Genomic DNA, 24,932 nt, shown 5'->3' with positions numbered 1-24,932 from the left:
TTCATGAAATTTGATTTATTCCATGTCATTTGGGGTCTCAAAATATCCATAAATGTCATCTATTTGCTATACATTTGTCCTGAAAAGCTAAGAAAAGCAGGAAGATTGACCTTCTTTTTCCGTTTTATTGAAGAAAAACAGAAACAAAGAATATTGTGCGGCGCCAATGCATGCCGAAAATAAAAAAGGATGCGTGTGCATCCTTAAATTTCATCCAGGTGTTTTTGCCGCTGCGCTATTCGCTATAAGGCAATTTATCGCCTTGATCATGTGCAGTTTCAAAAGTGTTGACACGAAGCTGTTCCTCTTTGCTGCTGAAATGCTGCGCGCGCAGCTGCTGTACCGCTTTTTGCTTTGCATCGTCGCTCAGGCCGCTTTTCAGAATGCTGTCGCGTTCGGATAAGTAGCTGTTGACAGTATTCTTCCAGTCAGCGCGCTGCGTATCTAGGGTTTCTAAACGCTGTGTTGCTTCCGGGCCCACTAAATTCATGCGCATTTGATGAATTTCTTCGGCTGAACCGCCGCGCGCTTTTATGTCAGCTGTCAGTTTATGCAGATCTTCCAGCTTATTCATCTGTTCCAGATTTTCTTTCCAGTCCTCCGGCAATTCATCAAACAATGCTTTCAGTTTTTGAGCCTTTTCCGCTTCACTGAGCTTTTTGTCATTGATCACATCCATCCGTTTCAGGGTGTATACGTGATAAGTATTTTCTATGCCAAAAAGGCCTTCAATTTCATAATCCGAAAAGAACTGCTTTCGCAAGTTTTGTGTACTGTTGTAAATCGAACGGTAGTACTGCGGATCATCCTGACTGAGGCTAGGCGCCTGCAGGCTGCCTAAACGCGCACGGTAATCCATGTAGCGGTTCCATAAATCTAAAATTTGCGTTAGAGATGGCTCTTTATAGTTTTGCGTGATGTAAGCTTTAAAATCTTTTCTGATTTGCTCAATGGTTTTTTCGCCGTACTGGGTAATGAAATATTCAAAACAGTCGCGGGTATGCTCATTCACCATCAAACGGCTGGACGCGTCCAAATTCATTTGGCAGTTGATTTCAGTATCTTGCTGGCTCGGGCTGAAATAAGGCAAGCCGTTCGGACTGCGCGCCTGCGCCTGAGGCGTACTGCCGCTGCCGGCGGCAGGGGGCTGGCTGGCGTTTTGTGTGGCTGAAGCTTGACCATCATTCGGTATAAGCCAAAAAATAAATGCGCCGACGGCAAGAATAATAGCGCCTGCTATGATCCATAGTTTGTGTTTCTGCATATCCCATGCACCTTTTATCCGTTTTATTTGTTTTATAAATTACGCAATGGAGCTGAATATGCCACAGCTTCAGCAGAAAATCACAGAAAAGTTGTAAATATTCGGTTACCATGGCGAAGATTATTCTCGCTTGTTTTTCTCATGAAATCATCTTCCGCTAAAATTCAGCGCCGCCATATCAGCGGTGTTTTTTTGCTTAATAAACCTTTGGGCATCAGTTCCAATGCCGCTTTACAAAAAGTGCGCTGGCTCTACCGCGCGCAAAAAGCTGGGCATACTGGCGCGCTTGATCCGCTGGCTTCTGGTTTATTGCCGATTTGCCTGGGGGAGGCGACCAAGTTCTCGCATTATTTGCTGGACTCTGTAAAGCGCTATCAAACCACCGTTTTTTTAGGCCACAGCACAACGACTGGCGATGTGGAAGGGGAACGCTTGCTTGAGAAGGCTGTACCGCCGCTGACAGAAGAATTCATTCAGCAGGTTTTGGCGCAGTTTGTTGGGGATATTCAGCAGGTGCCGCCGATGTATTCGGCCCTGAAAAAAGAAGGCCGTCCGCTGTATGAGCTGGCGCGCAAAGGCATTGAAATTGAACGGGAAGCGCGTCCGATTACGATTGAGGCCATTCAGCTGTTGTCTTTCACAGAGAACAGCATCAGTTTAGATGTAACCTGTTCAAAAGGCACTTATATCCGGGTTTTAGGCGAAGATATTGCCAAAGCTCTAGGCACGTATGGCCATTTGACATATTTGCACCGCATTAAAACGGGGCATTTTGAACTGATTCCCAGCTATACCATCGAATATTTGGAAACATTGACCGAAGCAGAGCGTGAGGCCCTGCTGCTGCCTGTGTATTCTCCCATTGATCATTTTCCAAAAGTGCAGGTGCCGGAAGGCCGCGCGGAGTATTTCAGCCGAGGCATGGAAAGCAATATTGAACATGAAGCGGTATCCGAAGCGCTGGTTTTTGATGGTGAAAAATGCCTTGGTTTGGCGGAAATCACCGAGCGCAAGCGCTTAGTGCCAAAACGCGTATTAAACCTCTAAACCTATTTTTAAATATCTGATTTAAGGCAAAAATTGTGGAAATTGAAATTATCTTAAGCCTGCTGTTTTTTGCTTTTTTTGCCGGCGCGATAGACGCTGCGGTCGGCGGCGGCGGGCTGATTCAAATTCCAGCAATTATGAATGCCATGCCGCAGCTGTCGCCTGCAACGGTTTTCGGCACTAATAAGCTGTCCTCTATTTTCGGAACAGCATCGGCATCCTATTCTTTTTTACGCCAAGTAAAATTGCGCTGGAAATTGCTGGCGGTGATTGCCAGCTGTGCTTTTATCGCTTCCTTTGCCGGTGCAGCCTGCGTGTCGATGGTGCCGAAAGAAGTGCTGCGGCCCTTTGTGCTGGTGATGCTGATCGTAATCGCCATTTATACGTTGATGAAGAAGCAGTTTGGCCAAGTGCATATCCGTCAGGAGCTGACGCCCAAGATTCTGCTGCTGGCGGCGGCGGGCAGCCTCGCCATTGGCTTTTATGACGGCATTTTCGGGCCGGGTACGGGCAGTTTCTTTATTTTCTTTTTCATCCGCTATTTAAAAGCTGATTTTTTGCATGCATCTGCGCTGTCTAAAATTGCCAATTTAACCACGAATCTAGCCGCTTTGAGCTTTTTTGCGCCGACAGGGCATGTGCTGTTTGCTGTGGGCGGCATGATGGCGGTGGCGAATATTTGCGGTTCAATCGTTGGGGTGAAGGCTGCGCTGAAATACGGCAGCGGGTTTATCCGGATTTTATTTTTGGTTTTGGTCAGTGTACTGATTGTGCGCTTGGGCTATCAGACCATTACGGGGCAATCCTGAACAAAATTTAAGGTAGGCATCAGAAGATGCATCTGGCCGCCGAAATGCATTAACTGTGCTGAACATGAATGATTTACTTATATTCATGATGTTGCGGCGCTTTGATCTTTAGAAGATTTCAGCGTAACGCCGATGGATGCAATCATCACGCAGAACAGCGCTGCCCACTGCAGCAGGCCAATTTGTTCACCCAGCAGCACCAGTCCTGTCAGCGCTGCCAGCGCCGGCGAAAGGCTGGATAATGTGCCGTAGCTGAGTTTATTCAGCTGTTTTAAGGCTTTTAAGTCCAAAGCATAGGGGATGGCCGTTGCTAAAATGGCAATGGCCAGCGCTTTACCCCAATATTGGGTTTCCAGCAACGCAGGCGCATTGCGGTATAGGCCAATGGGCAGCAGTGTCAGTGCAGATAGTGTGATGGCAATCGTCAAGGCATGCATGCCGATATTTTGATGCACGACCTTTTGTCCAAAATAAATATAAAAAGCCCAGCACAATCCTGCACCCAGCGCGCAAGCTGCGCCCGTGACAGAAAAATCGGCGCCTGCGGTTTGCCCCCAAGGCACCATAAGCGCGATGCCAGCAATGGCCAATAAAACCCATACATAATCGCTGCGCCGCTGAATAGACAGCAGGGCCAAACCCAAGGGGCCGATAAATTCCAGACCGACTGCAATGCCTTGCGGCAGCTTTCCGAGCGACATATAGAACAAAACATTCATGATGCAAAGCGCCACGCTGTAGCAGAGTAAATCACGCCATTTTAAAAACGGCAGCCGCTTTAGAATGCGCCAAGACCGGAACATCAAACAGACAATAACCGCAGCAAAGCATAAGCGCAGAATGGTGACGCTCAGCGGGTCCAATACAGTAAACAGCTGTTTGGCAAACGAGGCGCTGATTTGATACGACACCATCGATAAAATCATATACAGCACTGCAAGGTATTGGGCATTTGGCATAAAAATTCAGCAGCTGGGTTGGAAGGAGCAGGTTGCTGGATTATAGAGCAATTGGTGCATGAAAAGATGCAAGATGGTGCAGGCAGTGCTGGGCAGTTCATGTGAATAATATTGTTCGTTTGAACATAATATAAATAAAATCAATAATATGATGCTTATTTATCCAGCACTTCTGAATTAAGAGAAATAATAATGAAATTACAACAACAGCTGCACGCCGTATTGGTTGCGTGTGTTTTGGGAGTCCCGCTTGTGGGCTGTGGTTCTGGCTCTGGTGATGATGCTTCAGCAAATGAAGTATCTGCTGAAAAAGCAGTGACGGCATTGGTCCAAACCTCAACAGGATCGAACCTTGCTGGCGCTGAGATCAGTATTTTGGGGCAAAGTTTTGTCACTGATGCTTCTGGTAATGCACAATTTAATGTGAAGATTCCTCAGTCTGCAAAAACCGTTGTGGTGAGTTTTAAAAAAACGGGTTTTATTACACAGGCTGTTGAGTTGAAAGTTGAAGAACTGGCACAGTTATCTGCAAACTTATTGCCGATCAAACAAACTTTGACTGTCGCTGCAATTGAAGACGCCCAAGTGATTCAGGCTGCATTTCTGAATGCCCAAATCAGTATTCCTGCGGGGGCATTTGTATTGCCGAACGGTCAGCCTGCTACAGGAGCAGTCAAAGTTGAGTTTACCCCTTGGGATATTCAAAGCAGTGATTTGAATGCCATGCCCGCCAATGGTGTGGCTGTAGATTCCAAAGGTAATCCTGCGATTTTAATTAGCGCAGGCATGATGACGGCAACATTTACCAATGCCGCTGGTCAAAAGCTGCAGCTGAAGCAAGGCGTGACAGCTGACATTCAAATGGACTTGCCGCTCAATAGCATCAATAACCAAGCCATGACGGTGGGCACCAGTATTCCAATGTGGTATTTCGATGCTGCAAAAGGCAAATGGGTTGAAGAGGGAACTCCTGGAACCGTTGTCGCTTCTCCGCTTTCTGCTACGGGCTTGGCTGTTCAAGCCACCGTCAGCCATTTCTCAACTTGGAACTGGGATTTTAAATTTGAAAACCCAGGTTCAGTAAATGTGAAATGTAAATCAGCCAATAACTATGTGCCTTGCCATATTACGGCGGCAGTGGAACTCAAAGATGGTTCAGGTTTAACCAAAACCAACTCGATTCCTGCTGAAGGTGTGGATATTGTGAATATGCCAACTGAAGGCACAATTCATTGGACAGCGAAAGATACGACAGGCACACTCATTGGCTCTGTGACGTCGCAATTGCCGAATGATAAAACTGTGGTGATTGATTTAGGCATTCCTGCAACCAACAACAAAGTACAATGCACGCTTGAAGATGGTTCAGCAGTCGAATGCAGCGGTGAGTTCACTGCTTTAGTTGGCGTAGAATATAAAGCAGCTGAATTTACGGCGCCAAAAGAAGGTGTCCGTGTATTAACGGGCTTAAAGTCTAACAACGATAAACTGGTTTGGTCAGCGCAAACGGCAATTGCCCTTGAGGGCGATCAATGGGTGCGATATGTTGGCGCAGCCGTTTCTACAAGTAAATCGGATGTGAAAATTGTACTGAAAGACAAAGAGGTCGTGGCATCGGACAAGGGCTTAAGCTTCTATGTACAGTGTACATCTGGCGATGATTACAACACAGGCAATCTAAATATCAATAATCCAGATTTAGTCGGGAAGCCTTGTGAAATCGAGGTCAGCCTATGGATGGCGGACAGCAATGATTCATCTGAGCATAAACTGCATTTCAATACAGTTTATGGTGAGCAAAAACTCATCCGTTTACCAAACCAATATGCAGGTTTTAAGTGGATGGATGAAGGCAAGATCAACAGTTTATATCTTCAAGGCCGTATGCTACAGGGCACATACTGCGGCTCTAGAGGTAGAGAGGGTTTTAAGCGTTCTGAGCAGCCATTGATCATGATTTCTTTATGGGGCGGCAATACACCAGTCGACAATGATGGCTACTTTTGTAACGTGCCAACTTAAAGCAGCATTTGAATAGCAGCAAAAAACCGCGTTTTGCTTCAGGGTGAAACGCGGTTTTTATTTCATTTAGAAATTTAATTGGCGGCGGAGGACTACTTTCTTTGCTTGGCCTGTTGCGTCGTCACTGTGCAGCCAATTGAAGAAGCAATAATCACCGCCAGCGCCAGCCATTGCGTCCACAGCAGCTGTTCACCTAAAAAGACAAAGCCCGACAGCGCTGCAATCGCAGGCTCTACACTCATCAGTGTGCCAAAACTCAGCGCGGATAAATTTCTGAGCGCGATCATCTCCAAGGTAAAAGGCAGCGCGCTGGCCAGTATTGCAAGAGCGATAAAATAAATAAGATTGGAAGGCTCAAATACAGACGCTGGCATCCCTGTAAACAGTGCAATGGGCAACAGACAGAGCATGCCGACAAACATCCCTAAGCATACGGTATGGTTGCCAGAGAGGCCGGAAGGCCGCTGACCTGCCACAATATACAGCGCCCAGCAGGCGCCTGCGCCCAGTGCAAAGGCAATGCCGATTGGATCTAAAGGCTGTGAAGCCTGATCAAAAGGGAAGAGCAGCGCCAAGCCTAAAACCGCCAGTCCGACCCAAATAAAGTCAAATTTCTGCCGTGCATAAAACAGCGCGACACTGAGCGGGCCAATAAATTCAAATGAGACCGCAATGCCCAGCGGCAAGCGGTTAATCGATAAATAAAACAGCGCGTTCATGCCAGCTAAGGCCACGCCGTAGCTGATGATGGCTTTCCAGCGCACCTGTTTGAAATTGGCCTGCCAAATCCTAAAAATCACGGCTAAAATAAGGGAACCCAGCAAAAGGCGCAAGCTGGACACAGTCAAAACTGGAAATTGATTAAACAGGATTTTGGCCAGAGAACCGCTGCTTTGCATGCTGATCATTGCAATCAGCAGCAGGAACAGCGCTTGCACATGGGGCGTATTTTTTAAATTCGGCATGTGCTTACTATACTAAATTGGGTTCGATTTCTCGAGGAGCGGGAGAGTAAAGCTGAAGCTTAAAAATAAAAAAAGCCACAGGCCGCAGCCTATGGCTTTATATGCAATTGAATTAGAACAATACGCGGACGCGGATTGTGCCTTCAACTTCGTGCAAGGTATCTAAAGCTTCTTGAGATGCAGTAGCGTCTACATCCATCACTAAGTAACCTACATCGCCTTTAGTCATTAATGACTGGCCAGAAATGTTGATGCCGTGTTCAGCAAACAGGTTGTTGATTTTTGACAGCACGCCTGGAATGTTTTTGTGAATATGCAGTAAGCGGTGTTTGCCTTCAGTCAATGGAAGCGCAATTTCCGGGAAGTTCACTGCAGATAAAGTCATGCCTTTATCTGAATAAGCCACAAATTTCTCAGCCACTTCTAAACCGATGTTCGCTTGCGCTTCCATGGTTGAACCGCCAACGTGAGGCGTTAAAATCACGTTTGGCAAGTTGCGCAGCGCAGAAACAAATTCTTCACCGTTGGCTTTAGGCTCTTTCGGGAACACATCAACTGCTGCACCGGCAATATGGCCAGATTTGATGGCATCCGCAAGGTCATCAATCAGAACGCAAGTGCCGCGCGCCGCATTGATGAAGATTGAACCTTCTTTCATTTGCGCAAACTGTTCTTTGCCCATGAAATTGCGTGTAGAAGGTACGTCAGGCACATGGATAGACACGACGTCAGCATTGGCAAGCAATTCGCCCATAGAGCCGACTTGACGCGCATTGCCTAAAGGCAGTTTTGTTACCGCATCATAGTAAATCACTTGCATGCCCAGACTTTCAGCCAGAACTGAAAGCTGAGAGCCGATTGAACCGTAACCGACAATCCCTAAAATTTTACCGCGTGTTTCGAATGAACCAACTGCAGATTTGTTCCAGCCGCCCGCATGTGTATCTGTTGATTTTTCAGGCACACGGCGCAGCAGCAGGATTGCTTCAGCAAGCACCAATTCAGCCACCGAACGGGTATTTGAATACGGCGCGTTAAAGACTGGAATACCGCGAATCATCGCTGCATTCAAGTTCACTTGGTTGGTGCCGATACAGAAACAGCCCACAGCAATCAGTTTGTTCGCCGCCTCAAACACTTCTTCAGTGAGTTGAGTGCGCGAACGGATACCGATGAAGTGCGCATCTTTTACCGCTTCTTTCAGCGCGTCGCCTTCCAGCGCTGTTTTACGGTAATCGATGTTGGTGTATCCGGCAGCATTTAAAGTGTCGATGGCGTTTTGGTGAACGCCTTCTAACAACAAGAAACGAATTTTATCTTTAGGCAGTGAAAGATGTTGGCTCATTACGGCTCCGCTACAAAGGCCAAATTTAGTGGCGGTATAATAGCATAGGACAATGCGGGATATACATTTCCTTTATGACCGCTGTGTGAGGTATTTTGACAAATTATGTGACCGTTATTGCCGCGCGCGTTCTAAATAAGCCTGTAATTTCAAAGGCGTCATTGTAAAAACAGGTTTTTCTGCGGGTTTTGCTGAAAAATGCCTTATAATGTGCGCACGTGAAAAACGGATCAGATTTCTGTTTCTTTTCTGCTCACGTCTGCCTCATCTGGTGCTGGCGCCATGCTGTGCACAACTGAATGATTTATAGGCTATTTACAACTTGTTTTACTTCTTGCAAGGTCTGAAAACGATGAATGCTCCAGTCGCTTTAACCCCAGAGTTATTAACCCAATTGACCGCTATTGTCGGCGAAAACCGCATTAAAACTGATGCAGACAGTCTCGAAAATTGGGGACGTGACCATACCAAGCACTTCGACCCAAACCCGTCGGTCATCGTTTTTCCATCATCGACCGAGCAAGTGCAAGCAATTGTAAAACTGGCGAACCAATTTAATGTGGCCATCACGCCATCTGGCGGCCGTACAGGCTTATCTGCCGGCGCAGTCGCAGCCAATGGCGAAATCGTGGTGAGCATGGACAAGATGAACCAGATTCTTGAGTTCTTCCCAGCAGACCGAATGGTTCGCGTGCAGGCGGGTGTGGTGACTGAACAGCTGCAGAACTATGCTTCCGATCAGGGCATGTACTACCCGGTTGATTTTGCATCTGCAGGTTCATCGCAGATTGGCGGCAACATCGGCACCAATGCCGGCGGCATTAAAGTGATTAAATACGGCATGACCCGCAATTGGGTGCTGGGCTTAACCGTGGTGACGGGCAAAGGCGATGTGCTGCGTTTAAACAAAGGCATGATTAAAAACGCGACCGGCTATGCGCTGCAGCATTTGTTCATTGGCGGTGAAGGCACCTTAGGCTTGGTGACGGAAGCTGAAATTAAGCTTGAGCGCCAGCCGCAGGACCTGCAAGTGATGGTATTGGGCGTACCTGACTTTGATGCTGTGATGCCTGTACTGCACGCCTTCCAAGCTAAAATTGACCTGACTGCATTTGAGTTCTTTGGCGAACTGGCCATGCAAAAGGTGCTGGACAATGGCCATGTGCAGCGTCCATTTGAAACAGAATGCCCATTTTATGTATTGCTGGAGTTTGAAGCGCCGTTTGAGCCGATTATGGACAAGGCGATGGAAATTTTTGAGCACTGCATGGAACAGGGCTGGGTGCTGGACGGCGTCATGAGCCAAAGCCTAGAGCAAGTGCACAGCTTGTGGCGCTTGCGTGAAGACATTTCTGAGTCAATTGCGCCGTTTACGCCGTACAAAAATGATATTTCAGTGCTGATTACGCATGTTCCTGCATTTATTCAGGAAATTGATGCAATTGTGGCGCAGAACTACCCTGATTTCGAAATTTGCTGGTTTGGCCATATCGGTGACGGCAACCTGCATTTAAATATTTTGAAACCTGCGGATTTAAGCAAAGACGAATTCTTTGATAAATGCAAAGTGGTGAATAAGTACGTATTTGACATTGTGAAAAAATACGATGGCTCAATTTCTGCAGAGCATGGCGTCGGCATGACCAAAAAGCCGTATTTGGGCTATACCCGTTCAGCAGAAGAAATTGAATACATGAAAGCGCTGAAAAAAGTGTTTGACCCGCAGGGCATTATGAATCCAGGCAAATTATTCGATCTTTAATTGTTAAGATTGAGCGGAAAAGCGCATCGGATGATGCGCTTTTTTTATGGCTGTAAAATGGCTTACATTTGTGAAATAGTATTTTTTAAATAAAAACGGCATCATGAGTTGGAAATTTTAAGTTGGGGTCAGAATTATGTTTCGAATATTGGCAGCATCTGCATTGTGTGTCGGGATTCTTTCGGGGTGTGCGACCACACAGAAAATTGTGCATAAAGTTGGAAATACGGATACGCCGCTGGCGCAAGTGCTGAAAGAGCGTTCAGACTTACGCAAAGAATTGTCGACGGTCGAAATCCGTCAGTATTTTAACAGTGTTGAATCGCCAACGGCGGCAGAAGTGAAAGTGACTGAAACCGGCTTAATGGATGATTCTGTACGTTCAGTCCGCACGATTTACCGTTTTAAACATGTAGAAGGTGATTGGGAACGTACCAGCACACAAAAAGAATATCAGTGCGCGCGCGGTAAAAATACCAAGACTTTCCAAACGGCGAAATGCCCTTAATATTGTTTGATTTTTAAGTTGAAAGTCTTTAAAAGCGTATCTATATTATACGCTTTTTACTTTTAGGAGACTTATGAAAAATTACGTAAAAATTATAGCTAATATATTAATGGACTATGAATACTTTGATGAGGTAAACCACAGAAAAGAGGAGTTTTTAACTAACCATGTAATCAAATGGGCACAACAATTTAGCGAAAGTGAAAGATTAGACATTATTAGAATAACTTCACACTTTTTATCTAATTTTTATATTACTAAAACTACAGAAAATCAATTTTTAGAAGAAATTTTTTGGGTAGATAAATTTACTAGGGATGGAACTGTACCTTATTTTTTAAATATACAGGGAAATGGTCAAAGTCAGCAAAGTCTTGTAACAAGATTAACAAATCTAAGAGTCTTTAAAAAATTAAATATAAGAAACAACCAATATTTGTATATTGACGATTACATCTTTAGTGGAGGTAGGGTTGTACAGGATGTTGTACCTTGGCTAGATAGATTATCAGTTGATAGCCATTTATATATTGCTGTAATCGGATGGTACAAAAGTGGACAGTATAGAATTGAACAAAACTTAAATAGAAAAATTGAAGAAATAAAAAAAATAAAAAAAATCAATATTACTTATAGTTTTATTTATAAAGATGCTAAATGGTTGCTAGAAAATACTAAGTTTTACAGAAATTATTCGGAAAATTTATGGCCCAAAGAGATACTTTTTGATAGGCCTGATTTATCAACCCGAAAAATTGATAATGTTACTTACCGAGCAATTTTTGAGCCACAAAAAATGTTTTTAAATGAGTCTGATAGAGAGTTTTTTGAGTATATATCATTGAAATATGGCTATTTAATAATGGATAAAATACAAACTATAAATACTAGAACTAGACCTTTAGGAAGTCATTTTTATGATTATGGTTTTGGTGGATTAGTTTTTAACTATAGGAATTGCCCAAATAATACGCCATTAATTTTTTGGTGGGGAAGTATTGATTTGTGTCATCCAATGAGTAGCCAATGGTATCCCTTAATGCCTAGGAGAACTTATAGTCATGGATAAATTAGCTGAAAGGATTTATAACCCTAAGACTCAAGATTTAGCCATTTTTAAGAAAACCCACGAACAATGGGGCGAATATTCCAATATGGCTGCTGGATTTCCTATTATTGTGAACGATACGTTAGTAAGATCCTCTGAAGCTTTGTATCAAGCTTTAAAATTCACTGATAGGCCTGATATTCAAGAAAAAATATTATCTGAAAAAAGTCCTATGACCGCAAAAATGGTAGGGAAACCGTACAAAGATTATATAAGACCTGATTTTGAGGAAATTAAAATTAAACTTATGAAATGGTCTGTTAGAGCTAAATTATTAGCCAACTATGAAAAGTTTAGCGCATCCCTTTTGTACTCTAATCAAAAATATATTGTCGAAGAATCTCGTAGAGATTCTTTTTGGGGAGCTAAACGTACTGATGAAGGTTTACTAATTGGAGTAAATGTTTTGGGGCGTATATTGATGGAATTACGAGCTGAAATAACGGAAGGTAAAGATTTTCAAGTACTTGGTTATTTAGAAGTTCCAAATTTTAATTTTCTTGGCCGACCAGTAGAGCCTATATATAGGAATAAATTTATACAAGAAGTAGTCGATACTCCTCCTCAAGGTGATTTTTTTGAATGAAAATGCTCGCCTTTATTCATAACACCACAACTCAATCAGCGGTAGGTGACTTTGCTCCAGTCACCTCGATTTTTTCCCACTATGAATTGGGCAATACTGTTTCCCCCTTTTTATTGCTTGACCATATAGGCCCCGGCACATTAAAGCCCAGCGCATTGCGCAAAGGGGTTGATGAACACCCGCACCGCGGTTTTGAAACTGTTACGATCATGCTGAAAGGAGAACTGGAACACCGCGACTCTACAGGCGGCGGTGGAATTATTGCTGCTGGCGATGTGCAATGGATGACAGCCGCATCTGGAGTCATTCATAAAGAAGTATTCAGCGAAGCTTTTTCTCAAACCGGCGGGCCCTTTGAAATGCTGCAGCTGTGGGTCAACTTGCCGGCCAAAGACAAAATGAATCCGCCGCGCTACCAAAGCCTAGACAAAGCCAGCATCCCCAAAGTGGATTTAGCCCATGCTGCAGGCTATGTCCGTGTGATTGCAGGGGAATATCAAAAGCAAACTGGCCCTGCGCAAACCCATACCTCTATGCAGGTTTACGATATATTCCTGCGCAAAGGCCACACGCTTCAGCTGCCTGCGCAAGAGGGCGACACCACGCTGATTTATATGCGTTCCGGCCGAGCCGCTTTTCAGGCAAAAGAACAAGAATTAGAAGATCAAGGCATGGCGGTCATGTCGAGCCGCGGTGAACAGGTTGAACTGACTGCCCAGCGGGATTGCGCAATTTTATATTTAAGCGCTGCTCCAATAAACGAACCGATTTATGGGCGGGGCTATTTTGTGATGAATCATTTTGATGAAATATTGCAGGCCTACGAAGACCTGAAAAAGAATCAGTTTATTCGGCCTTGACGGATGACGGCTTAACAAAAGTTACAATACAAGCTGGGCAAACACTGCTAAAATACAGGAACTTAAATCTGCGGGTGTACAGGCTTAAGTTTTTATTTTTCACCCTGAATTTTTATTTCTTTTAAGCGTCCTGTGAATACGGCGCGAAACATTGCGGATCTCCCGCGGTCTCCACATTTTAATTATTTATTACAGTGCTTGTCATTGGGCTGACGTGTCTCTCCCTGAAAATAGGCCAAGTCCAATCCTGTACGCATCATATATGTAGATAACAATGCAAAACGTACATACTGAAAAGTTAAGCCGTGCCACCTTAATGTTCCCATTGGCGCTGGTTTTATTTGAATTTTCCGTCTATATCGGCAACGATTTAGTCCAGCCTGCAATGCTTGCCATTACCCAAGATTTTGGCGTAAGCAGTTCTTGGGCGCCATCATCCATGTCCTTTTATCTGCTGGGCGGCGCTTGTGTTGCGGCCGTTTTAGGCCCGCTGTCTGACCGTGTTGGACGCAAGAAGGTTCTGCTGGGCGGCGTGGCATTTTTTACCCTGTGCTGTTTAGCCATTTTGCTGACCCATACCATTGAAAGCTTTTTAACCCTGCGTTTTTTGCAGGGCTTTGGCTTGTCGGTCATTTCCGCTGTGGGCTATGCGGCTATTCAGGAAACCTTTGAAGAGCGTGATGCTATTAAAGTGATGGCGCTGATGGCGAATATTTCCCTGCTGGCGCCTTTGCTGGGGCCGGTGCTGGGCGCATTTCTCATTGATCATGTGTCATGGCATTGGGGCTTTATCGGCATTGCCTTGCTGTCTTTTTTAAGCTGGTTTGGCCTGAAAGCCAAAATGCCGAAACAGCAGCGCAGCATGCCTAAGCAGCCAATAGGCTATATTTTAGATGACTTTAAACGGGTCTTTAAAAATAAGCGTTTTTTGGGCCTGACTTTAGGCTTGCCGATGGTCGCGATGCCGCTGATGCTGTGGATTGCGCTGTCTCCAGTCATGCTGGTCGAAGAGCTGGGGCTTAGCAGCATGCAATATGGTTTGGCGCAGTTTCCTGTGCTGGGCGGATTGATTGTCGGCAATATCGTGCTGATTAAAATCATCGACAAGCTGCCTTTAGGCAAAACCGTCTTGATTGGCTTGCCGCTGATGCTGATCGGCACGGCTGCTGTGCTGCTGGGAACTGTTTTTCCGCAATACTTTTTATATAGCGCTATTTTAGGCATGACGCTGGTCAGTTTTGGCGAAGGCATCAGTTTTTCAGTTCTGTACCGCTTTGCCTTAATGTCTTCTGAAGTCTCAAAAGGCACTGTTGCGGCTGCCGTTTCCGTGCTGATGATGTTCTGCTTCTTTATCGTGATCGAACTGGTGCGTGTGCTGTATGAACACTTCCATATTTGGGCATACGGGGTATCATGTTTTGCCCTTATTGCGCTGTGGTTCAGTTTTCCGCGCGGTGTATTGAACAGCGTCTTGCAGCAAAGAAAGGCGGAGGGGGAATTTTAACACTCGCCATAAAAAATCCCTCAATCAATGAGGGATTTTTTTATTGGATCAGACTCAAGCGTTTGCCTGAGGCTGTTCAATTTTTTTTAATTTTGCATCAAAAACAAAAGGCCCAAAGGGTAGGATAGATGCAATCAAACCCAGTAAAAACATTTTTAAAGACCATTTTTGCTTTTCGCACACGGCAAACAGCACAGCAAGAAATCCAATAAACAGCAGCCCGTGCCCCATGCCGATGTATTTAACCAAAATCGGATTATCCAGCCAATATTTCATGGGCATGGCAATAAACAGCAGCAACAGAAAAGAAATGCCTTCGAGTGCGCCAACAATGCGTAAAGTTTGGATATTCATGGTCACTGCTTTAATGAGGATGAACCTTGAGTGTACTGAATTTAAAGCTGAAAAAGAACCGTATTTATTGAACGATTATGATAAGAATCAGCTATTAAAACCAAGCTTGGCGCTGGGTTTTTATGCTGCAGATTTTTAAAAATCACGGCGCTGCTCAGTTCAGAAATCATTTAACGTGATTTTGAATACGCGCTTTATTGAATGTCCTGACGCAGCAGTTCGGCCTGCAAATGGAGCAGTTCTGGTAAGGTTTCCAGCAGCAGGCTGATTTGCTTTAAGACCAGCTGCAGCCGGCTGCTGAGCTGCGCTTGGGTGTTTAAGTTTTGAATTTCCAGCAGTTTTTGCTGAATTTCCGGCTCAGGCAGCGTGCGCTGATGCAGCAATGCATGCATTAAGGTATTTTTGCACCACAGCATTAAGTCCAGCACTTGTGCATCCTGTACTTTTTCGCGGTGGCTGCCCAGCGCTGAAATATAGCTGAGCTGGCTATGGCTATACACCAAATAGCGGAAAGCGTAATGAATCAGTTCCGGATTTGGGTTGGGTTCGGTGCTTAAACTGGAAATCATGCTGGCCAGCTCGGTCTGCGCATTATGCGCTGCGCGCCGCGCGCGGCGGTACGCAATGCTGTTGTCGTGACCATGCTGATACTGCTGCACCACAGCATCAAAATAATTCAGGGTTGCATTCGCGCTCTTTTTAATGGTGGCGGAGATGTTGCGGAAATTCCAGTCCGGCCAAATAAAGCTGACGGCAAACCAGGCAGTCAGGCAGCCTAAAAGCGTGTCTGCAATTCTGGGCAAAATAATGGCATAGCCCGCGCCCTTTAAATTGAAAATCAGCAGCACCATTAAAGTGGCCATCAGGGTTGCCATGGCGTATTTTTTTGCGCTCAGGTAAAAGAAGCTCACGCCAAAAATGACCGTCAGCAGCAATTGCCCCTCTATGCTGGGCACGAAATATAAAATCGGCACACCCAGCATTACGCCCAGTATCGTGCCTAAAGTCCGCATTTTTAAGCGGCTTTTTGTGGCAAAGTAACGCATTTGGCAGACAAATAAACTGGTGAGCAAAATCCAGTAGCCATTTTGAGCAAAGGGCAGCAGGGAAATGCTGTAGCCGACGGCAAACACAAAGGCAATGCGCACCGCATGGCGGAACAGCGCCGACTGCGGTGTTAAATGCTGTTTTAATTTCAGCCAGAGGTCATGCCAGCCATGAATATCATCATCGTATAAATTCAGGTTGTCGATATGCTGCTGATAGCGCTGCTGCTGGCGGTTCTGCAATTCATTCAGATGCAGAAAGCGTTCATGCACACTGTCTAAATTATTTAAAATCAATTGCAGGTTTTTAACTTCAATATTATGCGGATTATCCCGCACCCAATCCTGCATCGAACTGTGCAGATGGCTGAGCGCCAGACTGGCCTTGGCGCTGGGCTGATAAATGTCATTGCGTAAAATGCATTGCGCCAGTTCATGGCAGGCCAAGGCCTGCAGGCGGATATTTTTCTGAATGCGGAAAATCAGGTCGGTACGGCTGAAGTTTTGATGCAGCTGTTCATAATGCAGATAGTTGGAGCTTGCCTGCTCGTGAATATCCTGCGCTAAAAAATACAGATTCAGCCAATAAATGGTGCTGCTGTTGGCGCGGGACGCTTTCAAGCGGGTCAATAAAGAGCTTTTGGTGCTGTTCAAGCTTTGCACCACGGCGCTGTTCTGAATCGATAGGCCATAGAGCAGGGCTTCAACATTGTCTTGATTATCTGGATCAAACAGCTGGGCCTTGGCATTCAGTAACTCTGCAATTTGATCAAAGCAGCGCGATAGATTGTCCTGAACTGCCAGCGTCGGCTTGATCAGGTAAAACAGAATCGCCGTTAAGCCATACCACAGCGCGCCAAGAACAAAGCAGCTGGGCTGGAAATACCACTGCGTGTATTCTCCCAGGCCAAACATAGTGTAAATGGACAGCAAAATGGTGCCAAAGGAAATCGCTGCATAACGCTGTCCCAGCGCGCCCATTAAAATGAAGCAGGCGCTGGACATCGACAGGTATAAAATAAAGAGGAATTTATAGGGATGCAGAAAATCTAGAATGCTGCTGACACTGAAAAACAGGATGCAGACATAAGCCAAATTGCGCAGGCGGATGCTGAGCCTGTCGTCAAAATCGGTCAGGGCGGTGGCGATCGCGCCTAAAGTCACAGGAACAATCAGCTGATGCAGGCCTAAAAAGTATAAGCCGAGGGTGGTCCCGCTTAAAACAATGCAGATCTGCAGGCAATAAATAAGCATTGCATTGGATTGGAAAGGCTGAAACCACTGGCGGACGCTGTTCACGGCTGAAGGATCAAGGCCAAATTTATTATGCAGTAAGCCTGAACTGATTTGTAAAAACTGTCAATTTAATATCGAAAGAAAAACATCAAAAATCTGGAGTTAAGCATCTATGCCGCAGGGGCTGAATGATAAAAAAACAGCGGACTTATCATCCGCTGTTTGGGCTGTGAATAACTGAAGACTTATCCACAGAACATCCTGAAAAAAAGAATATTGCCTGAATTATTGAATCACACCGCAAGCGATGCGGTCACCGCCGCCGCCAAGCGGTTTGGGGGAGTCTGAATAGTTGTCACTGCCCGCATGCACCATAATCGCTAAATTTTGCACATCGGCGGCTTTAATGCGCGGCGCCAGCAGAGTCACTTTGGCTGTACCGTCTGCGGCCACATTCAGCAAGGGCAAATCACCCAAATGTCCAGTCAGCGGGTTGCCGTGATGGGGCGCGTGATTGGGGTTGTAGTGGCTGCCTGCCGCCAAAGCAGCGCCGGCTTTGCCGTCTTTCATGGCAGGGTCACAAGAGCCTTTTTCATGAATGTGGAAGCCATGCGGGCCAGGCGGCAGCTGGCTTAGGCTGGTGCGGATCACCAGTCCAGCAGGGCTGTCATGCAGTGAAATCGTCCCGATTTCTGCACCAACCCCTTGCGCGCTTACTGCATGCATGGTCACAGTTTGTTCATGGTCTGTTGCAGGCATGGTTGCAGTGGTTGAACAGCCCGCGGCGAATAAGGCAGCCAGTGTGCAGGCTGCACTCAGTTTGAATTTCAGCAAAGATGGCGTCATCTTTGGGCATCCTTTCTAATATGAACTAAATGATTGAAACAGATCAAAATTAGAAATGCCATGAGATTTCCGTGACAGGTTTGTAACGGATGAGCGCCTGCGCATCGTCAATTTCACCTATTTTTTGGGCGGAGAATTGATGTCATCCAAGTCAGAATCGAAGTCATGCGCCATGGTTGCCTTTGGCATCATGACTGGCTCAATGTGGGTCTCATGCAGCCATTCACGCCAAATCGCCAGAAGCACCGCCAAAATCACAGGGCCGACAAATAAGCCCACCATGCCGAAACTGGCCAGTCCGCCCAGTACGCCAAACATAATCAGCAGGAATGGAATTTGTGTTGCGCCAGAAATCACCAGCGGACGGATCACGTTGTCGGCGGTGCTCACGATGCAAACGCCCCAGGCCATGACGCCAATCGCTTCTATGGTTTGGCCTTGTGAAAACAGCCACAGCGAAACCGAAGTATAGGCGACTGGGGGGCCGAAAGGGATCAGCGCCAGTACAAAAGTCACAATGGTCAGCAGCATGGGGTTAGGCACACCGGCAACAAAATAGCTGAGGCCGGCCAAAGCCGCCTGAGCGACCGCTGTTAGGCCGACGCCGTAAACGACAGCGCGGGTGGTATCGGAAATCGTTGAAAGATAGTGATGCACGCGCGGCCCAATCACCATTTCCAAGGCTTTGCTGACTTGACCTAAAATGGTTTGACCGTCACGGTAAAAGAAGAACAGCGACATGACGGCAAAGCACAGTTTGAAGATATTTTTGCTTACTTCATTCAGCAGAATTTTGCCGTAATTGAGATGGCCTTGAATCCACAGCTGTACAGACTGAATAATGCTGTTCGGATCATTATTCAATTCACGCAAAGTACGCGACACTTCTTTGCCGATAAACGGCAGCTGGCGGATAAAGTCAGGCACATTCACATGGCCGGAAAAGACCTGTTTCTGCAATTCATAATACAGGTTTCGCCCTTCATGCTGCAGCAGGAAAATGGCAAAAATGACCGGCAGGCCAACCACCAGAACCACCAGTAAAATCATCAGTGTTGCGCTGAGGGTGGAACGCTGTTTGCACGTGCGCAAAACCCGCTGATACAGCGGCCAAGTCATATAGGCAATAATGGCTGCCCAAACGACAGGCACAATAAAGTATTTCAGCACACTGAAGCTTAGGAAGAGCAGGGCAAAAAACAGCCCAAACAATAAGACTTTTTGTAAGGTAGGCGCGTACTGGTGCACTGAATTCATGATCACTGACTTGGGCCGGGAACCCATATTAACTGAAAAAAAAGCACTCGAATATGAGAGCTTGGTAAGTATTGGATGAATTGATCCGTTCAATGCCTATAGCGTTGATTCTGCATTAAAACCAATTGCTTGGATCATCAATAATAGCATTTAAAAGCGGCTGCCATTGCGCCTGCATGCTTAAATAATTCTTTTGAGTTTTATCAAAAATACTCAGGCCATGCATCGCCAGCTGGCCATAGGCGGTACGTTCTGAAATCCAGGCAGCCGGCTCATGCTCAATTTTATTGAAAAACTCCTGAATGTCTTTAGAGCTTGCGGAGTTGGGCTTAACGCGGTTCGCCAGCAGCAGAATCTGCACTTTGCCTTTGCGGATGCGCTTAATCTCCTGCAAATGCTTGAGGAAGCGCCGGGTCGAGTCGATATCAAAGAAAGAAGGCTGCAGCGGGGTAATAATGGCATGCGCTTCACTGACCAGCTGTTCCGCATGTTCGCCGGACAGCGCGCCTGGGGCATCAATAATCAAATATTCGGTATTTTTAGGCGTATCGCCAATCGATTTTTCATGGCGCCAGTCTAAGCTTTGAATAGGCGCTGCCGTATCGGGGCGCTGCTTGAGCCATTGCAGCGCGGATTTCTGATTGTCGGCATCGGCCAAAGCCACTTTATAGCCTTTTTGCGCCAATGCTGATGCAAGATTGATCGCAGTGATGGTTTTACCGCACCCGCCCTTTTGATTGGCAACTAAAATTGTTTTCATGACCCTAAATGATTTTATTCTGCTCGGCCCTAGCATATCATTCTTTTCAGCGCTGAATAGGGGTCATGACAAAAGTCGCAGCGCAATTCAAAGATGCATGTTTTAATTTAGGAAAAAAGATCATGTCCGTATGGATGGCAATGCTGATCGGCGCCTGCATAGGTGTGGTGCTGACGACGCTGATTTTAAGCAATACACGCAATGGGCGGGTGCGGGCAGAATATGAAAAGTACATTGCAGAGCTTGAATTGGAGCATCAGCAGGCTTTGGCTGCAGCGCAGAAACGCAGCGTCAACACCAGCCGCGCGGTATTGAAAGGCAAAATGGCCGAGCAGCTGGCGCCGATTTTGCCTGAATTTCAGTATTTGCCGAGTGACGCTAAATTTCTCGGCGATCCTGTGGACTATATTGTCTTTGACGGCTATACCGATTACCGCGATGGCGATGGCTTGGCGGAAGACATTGAAGTCGTGCTGATTGATATTAAAAGCGGCGGCGCGCGCTTAACCAAAGGCCAGCAGGCGATTGCGCAGGCCATTGCCGCCGGGAATATCCGCTTTGAAACGATTCGGATTAATTTTGATGACTAGCCGAAGTTCAAGATGAAGCAATTAATATGGGCATTGGCTGCACTGGCGGCGCTGATTTGGGGCTGGAAAGAATATTTCAGGGAAATTCCACATCTGGAGCAGCCTGGCGTATTGAAAAATTTCCACGTCGAAGCGCGCCGTGAATTTTCAGGGCGCTTTACCGTTGCCGCGCAGCGCTTTTATGCGCCGCATAGCCGTGCGCTGTATAAGGCTTCTGCATGGGTAGGGGAATTCAATGACCTAGCTTATCTCAGCAATGTTGATGTTCTGCTGGCTCAAGGGGCGCTGGCAAATCCTCAGCATTTGAAACAGGTTGATTTTGACCAGCACAGCCGCTGCTATACCTTTACGCTGCAGCCCAATTCCAGCTTAACCGCGGATGACGTCCGCGCGGACAGTATGAATATCAGCGCGGTAGCATCTAATGAACATATTGCCAAACAGCTGCGCCGTTTAAAAGCGGGACAGCGCGTAGAGCTGCAAGGGCAATATGCCGAGGTCACGCAGTTAAAAACGCGGAAGCTTTTCGTCACAGGCATGAGCATTGCGCCGCCCAGACCGCACTGCGCTATTGTGAAAATCACGTTTATCCAGATTTTAAAATAACAGCTGTATAAGTGTTTGATGTTTTATCGTTTAATGGCCCGGGCCAGCAGCATGCGCTGGCCGATGGCAGGAATGCCGGCGGCATCAAAGTACAGGCATTCTTTTAGTTCCAGCTCTGCATCTTTTAATGCGCGCTCGATATCGCGGTTGAGGTGGCATCCATCGGCCAGGCGCTTCTGAATCGGCGTCAGCAGATTTTGCAGGCGCTGAATATTCGGCCGTTCATTATGCAAAACATGTTCTACCAGATGAAAGGTTCCGCCCACTTTCAGTACACGGTACACCTCATCCAGCGCCTGCTCTAAATGGGCAATGCTGCACAGCGTCCATGTGCTGACAATATGATCTAGGCTGTTGTCTGCAAAGGGCAATTTTTCCGCGCTGGCTTGAATGTGCTGCACGTGAAAAGGCGTTTCATGCAGCCGCTGCAGGGCGAGATGATAAATATCCGGATTCGGCTCTAAAGCATACAGCGTATTAACCTGCTGATAAAATGGCAGATTCAGGCCTGTGCCGAAGCCAATTTCCAAAACCTTTCCTGAAATGGGCAGCAGCAGTTCGCGGCGCTTATCCATCAGGCTCGGGGTTTGCATCACTTGATTCAGCACATGAGGGAAAATGTGCTGCTGATAAAATTTATAAATCATTGAATCTCTTTTTTATTGCTGTTTGCCAAAGCTTAGCTGAACTTGCGGCTGAGTTTAAGCCTGCGCTGACGGATTCTTTCATATTGTTACCAAGACGCTAAGGTTTCTTCAGAATTCTTGCGTAATATAGAGTTACAACTATGCTCAAGCTATATATTTAAGCTGTATTTAATTTGGCGTATGTAATGTCAGGTGGATGAATCTGATCCTGCCCGCAGCGTTATTAAGCGGAAGAGGCTAAAGCAATGAACGCGCAATTTAAATGCAAAGACAGAAGAGGTAAGCCGATGATTAAACGTATTTTACTCAGTGCAGCTGCTGTTGCGCTGCTGCTGAATTCGGGCGTGCATGCATCGGCAGATTACAATATTGCCAAGGGTTTGGCGCCGACCGCCAAAGACCAGTCTATTTCGGTACTTCAGCCTTTTAAGGGCGATTTCCGTATTTTAGGGTCTAAACAGTATACCAATGATGAGCAGGCAAAGTTTTCGCCGATTGATTATGCGGTGAGCTGGGGCTTGTTTGCTGAACCTGAAATTGCGCGCCACATTACAGTCAATCAATATGACCGCTACTTAAACTGGCGGATGGACAAAGTGCCTGTGCCTGAAAAGCAGGCCATGATGATGGTTTCCAATATGCACATCATTCCGTCCAACCCTGAGATTGCCAAGCAAATCAAAACTGTTAAACGCGGAGACTTGGTGCGCTTACAAGGCAATTTGGTGGAAATCAAAGATAAAGATCTGGTGTGGACTTCCTCACTGACCCCAACCGATACCGGCGATGGCGCGTGCGAAGTGTTCCGTGTTGATTCCATTCAATGGATTGAACGGGTCAAAAGCTAAGGCGTATTAAACAAAAATCAAAATTCAGCAGCGATGAAAAACAAAGGTTAAGGTTATGAATTTAAAAGCGCTAAGTCTGGCGGCAGTGCTGGGCTTAGGTCTAGCGGGATGCAGCAGCATGAGTTCAACTGTAGATGGCAAAACCCATATTTTTACCGGACAGCAGTCTTGTCCTGCGCTGCTGGAAATGGACCGCGGCCAGACCATTGAAGTGATTTTGGATGAGAACCCGAGCACAGGCTATGTTTGGACCGTGGCAGAGAATCCAAAACTGTTCAAGATGGAAGAAATTTACGAGTCAGATCAAACGAAAACCGAAGTGCCGACAGTGGGCAAAGGCGGCCAGAAAATTTACCGCTTTACAGCCTTGCAGGCCGGCCAAGAGCAGCTACATTTGAAGCATGCGCGCGCTTGGGAAAATACAGCAATTGATGAGTGGAAATGCCGAGTTCGAATTTCTTAATGTATTGCTTTAAATCATTAGATTTATTTTGGCTTCAGTCAGTGCTATTGGTTCTCATTGGGGCTATGAGATCTGATAGGAAAGAGACTTTACTTTTTGCCCGGCCAAAAGTAACAAAAGCCTTTTGTTTTTCTGTGATGCATTCATGCATCACAGAAAAACAGCCAGCATCCCTGCTGGCTTCCTCGTATCAATGAGCAGTCGAACTTCAACAATACGGCGGGCGGATTATTTCACTGTCAGCGCTTGGCCTTCAAATTGAATGCCATCCCAGCCATTTTGCATAAACTGGCGGATATTCTGATGATCTGCAGCTTCTGGCGTTGCCAATACGGCAGCATAGTGTTCTGCAAATAGGCTCAGTGTTTGCGCTTGGTCTAGGCCATTCAATTGGGCAAAAGAAAATACTTTCGCGCTGCCTTGGTTTTCATTGGCGCCATTGGCCTGCTGGCCATTTTTGAATGCTGTTGGCGTATGCGCATAGCGCGCTTCAATGAAGGCGATGACATCTGCAAATTTAGCTTCACCTGTTTGAAGCTGGTTCAATAATTCTTGAGCCATGAGTTTCTCAATCCGTAGAATAAATAAGTAAAAACAGGGGCAATATAGCAAGTTTTCAGTCTCAGATTCATTAGAAATCCGCTGATTTTTTGCGTTATAGTGGTGGAATAGCCTGCAGGTTCAGGCGTATTTCTGTTCATAAAAAATTTGGAATCATCATGAATTGGCTATTGGTTGCCCTTGGCGGCGCTATCGGAGCGTGCTGCCGTTACTCAGCGAGTGTTTGGCTGGTTAAGCCGAATGGCCTGTTTCCTTGGACGACATGGGGAGTCAACCTGCTGGGCTGTTTTTTGGCAGGCATATTCTTCGCATTCACGCAAAAATATCCTGTATTGCAGCAGGAAGCCCGCTTATTTTTAATGGTGGGTATTTTGGGCGGATTCACCACATTTTCCAGTTTTGGCTTAGAAACTTTTCAGCTGCTGCGGCAGGGGCAAAATGGCATGGCTTTGGGCTATGCATTTTCCAGCTTAATGATTGGCGTCATGCTTTTAAGCTTGGGCTTCTACTTATTTCAGGCGATTTTGAAAAATTAAAAATACAGCGCCGCATTCAAAAAATGTTTTGGCATGGGCTTTAAAATTTGCGCGGCTATCAGAAATTGCACATAAAAAAAGAAGCCTAAGCTGGAGGAGGGGTCTTAGGCTTCTCAATAGTTTTACTTTAAAAGCAAAACCTTAACTGAATATGAACTTATTGTGAGCGTTTGAAACGCGCGAAGCGCTTATTAAAGCTGGCGACACGGCCTTCATTGCTGGTTTGACGCTGTTCACCTGTATAAAAAGGATGAGATGCGCTGGAAATATCCAAAGTCACATAAGGATATGTTTTGCCTTCATGCTCACGCGTCTGTGCAGTTTCTAAGGTACTGCCAATGACAAAGAACGCGTTGGCATTGGTGTCATGGAACAGCACTTCACGGTAATTTGGATGAATGTTGGCACGCATGCGGAGGCTCCCGGTTATTTTGAGTTAATGA

The 24,932-nt window shown here is 46.0% G+C and carries 27 protein-coding genes; 15 read left to right on the top strand and 12 right to left on the bottom strand.

Annotated features, from left to right (window positions below; genetic code table 11):
• Positions 1 to 235: 235 nt before the first annotated feature.
• Positions 236 to 1,264: a lipase secretion chaperone gene (locus F941_RS15235; RefSeq protein WP_005013134.1), complete on the bottom strand. Its 1,029-nt coding sequence runs from the start codon at positions 1,262 to 1,264 to the stop codon at positions 236 to 238.
• 141 nt (positions 1,265 to 1,405) lie between these two features.
• Here F941_RS15235 and truB point away from each other — a divergent pair, with 141 nt between their 5' ends.
• A complete protein-coding gene (gene truB / locus F941_RS15230; RefSeq protein WP_005013133.1) occupies positions 1,406 to 2,311 on the top strand; it encodes a tRNA pseudouridine(55) synthase TruB in 906 nt (301 codons plus the stop codon).
• 35 nt (positions 2,312 to 2,346) lie between these two features.
• Positions 2,347 to 3,120, top strand: a complete 774-nt coding sequence (locus F941_RS15225; RefSeq protein ID WP_005013130.1) for a sulfite exporter TauE/SafE family protein — start codon at positions 2,347 to 2,349, stop codon at positions 3,118 to 3,120.
• Positions 3,121 to 3,203: 83 nt separating this feature from the next.
• On the opposite strand, the gene F941_RS15220 is transcribed toward F941_RS15225, so the two are convergent.
• A complete protein-coding gene (locus F941_RS15220; RefSeq protein ID WP_005013129.1) occupies positions 3,204 to 4,079 on the bottom strand; it encodes an EamA family transporter in 876 nt (291 codons plus the stop codon).
• Positions 4,080 to 4,271: 192 nt separating this feature from the next.
• Between F941_RS15220 and F941_RS15215 the strand changes: the two genes are divergently transcribed.
• Complete coding sequence (locus F941_RS15215; protein ID WP_005013126.1) at positions 4,272 to 6,101, top strand: hypothetical protein; 1,830 nt, start codon at positions 4,272 to 4,274, stop codon at positions 6,099 to 6,101.
• Positions 6,102 to 6,193: 92 nt separating this feature from the next.
• Here the strand turns inward: F941_RS15215 and F941_RS15210 are convergent, their stop codons facing one another.
• Together F941_RS15210 and serA are read right to left on the bottom strand one after the other, a co-directional pair.
• Positions 6,194 to 7,066: an EamA family transporter gene (locus F941_RS15210; protein WP_005013124.1), complete on the bottom strand. Its 873-nt coding sequence runs from the start codon at positions 7,064 to 7,066 to the stop codon at positions 6,194 to 6,196.
• 112 nt (positions 7,067 to 7,178) lie between these two features.
• On the bottom strand, positions 7,179 to 8,411 hold the full coding sequence (serA, locus tag F941_RS15205; RefSeq protein ID WP_005013123.1) for a phosphoglycerate dehydrogenase: 1,233 nt from the start codon (positions 8,409 to 8,411) through the stop codon (positions 7,179 to 7,181).
• A 352-nt stretch (positions 8,412 to 8,763) separates the two neighbouring features.
• On the opposite strand from serA, the gene F941_RS15200 reads away from it, so the two are divergent.
• The 6 genes from F941_RS15200 (at position 8,764) to craA (ending at position 14,739) form a co-directional block, all read left to right on the top strand.
• Entirely contained in the window at positions 8,764 to 10,173 is a 1,410-nt protein-coding gene (locus tag F941_RS15200) for an FAD-binding oxidoreductase (protein ID WP_005013121.1), read from the top strand.
• A 136-nt stretch (positions 10,174 to 10,309) separates the two neighbouring features.
• Positions 10,310 to 10,681, top strand: a complete 372-nt coding sequence (locus tag F941_RS15195) for a hypothetical protein (RefSeq protein ID WP_005013118.1) — start codon at positions 10,310 to 10,312, stop codon at positions 10,679 to 10,681.
• A gap of 73 nt (positions 10,682 to 10,754) precedes the next feature.
• Positions 10,755 to 11,750 (top strand): phosphoribosyltransferase-like protein, encoded by a 996-nt coding sequence (locus tag F941_RS15190; RefSeq protein ID WP_005013115.1) that lies wholly within the window; start codon positions 10,755 to 10,757, stop codon positions 11,748 to 11,750.
• Positions 11,743 to 12,375 carry an NADAR family protein gene (locus F941_RS15185; protein ID WP_005013112.1) on the top strand — a complete coding sequence of 211 codons (633 nt, stop codon included), beginning with the start codon at positions 11,743 to 11,745 and terminating at the stop codon, positions 12,373 to 12,375. Before F941_RS15190 ends, F941_RS15185 begins: the two co-directional genes overlap by 8 nt.
• Positions 12,372 to 13,235, top strand: a complete 864-nt coding sequence (locus F941_RS15180; RefSeq protein ID WP_005013107.1) for a pirin family protein — start codon at positions 12,372 to 12,374, stop codon at positions 13,233 to 13,235. The genes F941_RS15185 and F941_RS15180 overlap by 4 nt, the downstream gene beginning before the upstream one ends.
• Before the next feature lie 274 nt (positions 13,236 to 13,509).
• Positions 13,510 to 14,739, top strand: a complete 1,230-nt coding sequence (gene craA, locus F941_RS15175) for a chloramphenicol efflux MFS transporter CraA (protein ID WP_005013104.1) — start codon at positions 13,510 to 13,512, stop codon at positions 14,737 to 14,739.
• Between the two features lie 54 nt (positions 14,740 to 14,793).
• Here craA and F941_RS15170 read toward each other — a convergent pair whose 3' ends face one another.
• On the bottom strand, positions 14,794 to 15,093 hold the full coding sequence (locus F941_RS15170; RefSeq protein WP_005013102.1) for a DUF3817 domain-containing protein: 300 nt from the start codon (positions 15,091 to 15,093) through the stop codon (positions 14,794 to 14,796).
• On the opposite strand from F941_RS15170, the gene F941_RS16585 reads away from it, so the two are divergent.
• Positions 15,092 to 15,232: a hypothetical protein gene (locus tag F941_RS16585; RefSeq protein WP_018572834.1), complete on the top strand. Its 141-nt coding sequence runs from the start codon at positions 15,092 to 15,094 to the stop codon at positions 15,230 to 15,232. The genes F941_RS15170 and F941_RS16585 overlap by 2 nt on opposite strands.
• A gap of 55 nt (positions 15,233 to 15,287) precedes the next feature.
• On the opposite strand, the gene yccS is transcribed toward F941_RS16585, so the two are convergent.
• The 4 genes from yccS to F941_RS15150 all read right to left on the bottom strand — a co-directional run bounded on the left by yccS (position 15,288) and on the right by F941_RS15150 (position 20,238).
• Positions 15,288 to 17,438, bottom strand: a complete 2,151-nt coding sequence (gene yccS, locus F941_RS15165; protein WP_018572833.1) for a YccS family putative transporter — start codon at positions 17,436 to 17,438, stop codon at positions 15,288 to 15,290.
• A gap of 222 nt (positions 17,439 to 17,660) precedes the next feature.
• Complete coding sequence (gene sodC, locus F941_RS15160; protein WP_005013097.1) at positions 17,661 to 18,221, bottom strand: superoxide dismutase family protein; 561 nt, start codon at positions 18,219 to 18,221, stop codon at positions 17,661 to 17,663.
• A gap of 117 nt (positions 18,222 to 18,338) precedes the next feature.
• Positions 18,339 to 19,469 (bottom strand): AI-2E family transporter, encoded by a 1,131-nt coding sequence (locus F941_RS15155; protein ID WP_171065543.1) that lies wholly within the window; start codon positions 19,467 to 19,469, stop codon positions 18,339 to 18,341.
• A gap of 124 nt (positions 19,470 to 19,593) precedes the next feature.
• The gene (locus F941_RS15150; RefSeq protein ID WP_005013095.1) at positions 19,594 to 20,238 is read right to left on the bottom strand and encodes a ParA family protein; all 645 of its coding nucleotides are present in this window, start codon (positions 20,236 to 20,238) and stop codon (positions 19,594 to 19,596) included.
• A 122-nt stretch (positions 20,239 to 20,360) separates the two neighbouring features.
• Here F941_RS15150 and F941_RS15145 point away from each other — a divergent pair, with 122 nt between their 5' ends.
• Together F941_RS15145 and F941_RS15140 are read left to right on the top strand one after the other, a co-directional pair.
• Positions 20,361 to 20,828, top strand: a complete 468-nt coding sequence (locus tag F941_RS15145) for a Holliday junction resolvase-like protein (RefSeq protein ID WP_005013093.1) — start codon at positions 20,361 to 20,363, stop codon at positions 20,826 to 20,828.
• A gap of 12 nt (positions 20,829 to 20,840) precedes the next feature.
• Complete coding sequence (locus F941_RS15140; protein WP_005013091.1) at positions 20,841 to 21,434, top strand: hypothetical protein; 594 nt, start codon at positions 20,841 to 20,843, stop codon at positions 21,432 to 21,434.
• A 23-nt stretch (positions 21,435 to 21,457) separates the two neighbouring features.
• Here F941_RS15140 and F941_RS15135 read toward each other — a convergent pair whose 3' ends face one another.
• Positions 21,458 to 22,081 (bottom strand): class I SAM-dependent methyltransferase, encoded by a 624-nt coding sequence (locus tag F941_RS15135; protein ID WP_005013090.1) that lies wholly within the window; start codon positions 22,079 to 22,081, stop codon positions 21,458 to 21,460.
• A 287-nt stretch (positions 22,082 to 22,368) separates the two neighbouring features.
• Here F941_RS15135 and F941_RS15130 point away from each other — a divergent pair, with 287 nt between their 5' ends.
• Both F941_RS15130 and F941_RS15125 read left to right on the top strand, forming a co-directional pair.
• Positions 22,369 to 22,929, top strand: coding sequence for a hypothetical protein (locus F941_RS15130; protein WP_005013087.1), 561 nt, complete (start codon positions 22,369 to 22,371; stop codon positions 22,927 to 22,929).
• Between the two features lie 55 nt (positions 22,930 to 22,984).
• Positions 22,985 to 23,392 (top strand): protease inhibitor I42 family protein, encoded by a 408-nt coding sequence (locus F941_RS15125; protein WP_005013085.1) that lies wholly within the window; start codon positions 22,985 to 22,987, stop codon positions 23,390 to 23,392.
• A 228-nt stretch (positions 23,393 to 23,620) separates the two neighbouring features.
• On the opposite strand, the gene F941_RS15120 is transcribed toward F941_RS15125, so the two are convergent.
• On the bottom strand, positions 23,621 to 23,953 hold the full coding sequence (locus F941_RS15120; RefSeq protein WP_005013084.1) for a HopJ type III effector protein: 333 nt from the start codon (positions 23,951 to 23,953) through the stop codon (positions 23,621 to 23,623).
• A 158-nt stretch (positions 23,954 to 24,111) separates the two neighbouring features.
• Here F941_RS15120 and crcB point away from each other — a divergent pair, with 158 nt between their 5' ends.
• A complete protein-coding gene (gene crcB, locus F941_RS15115; protein ID WP_005013083.1) occupies positions 24,112 to 24,489 on the top strand; it encodes a fluoride efflux transporter CrcB in 378 nt (125 codons plus the stop codon).
• A gap of 157 nt (positions 24,490 to 24,646) precedes the next feature.
• Here crcB and F941_RS15110 read toward each other — a convergent pair whose 3' ends face one another.
• Positions 24,647 to 24,901, bottom strand: coding sequence for a type B 50S ribosomal protein L31 (locus tag F941_RS15110; protein ID WP_005013081.1), 255 nt, complete (start codon positions 24,899 to 24,901; stop codon positions 24,647 to 24,649).
• Positions 24,902 to 24,932: the final 31 nt, after the last annotated feature.

Source organism: Acinetobacter bouvetii DSM 14964 = CIP 107468 (genome assembly GCF_000368865.1).
Taxonomy (GTDB): domain Bacteria; phylum Pseudomonadota; class Gammaproteobacteria; order Pseudomonadales; family Moraxellaceae; genus Acinetobacter; species Acinetobacter bouvetii.
The sequence above is the reverse complement of the archived record's forward strand: the minus strand, read 5'-3'. Positions and strand labels throughout refer to the sequence as shown.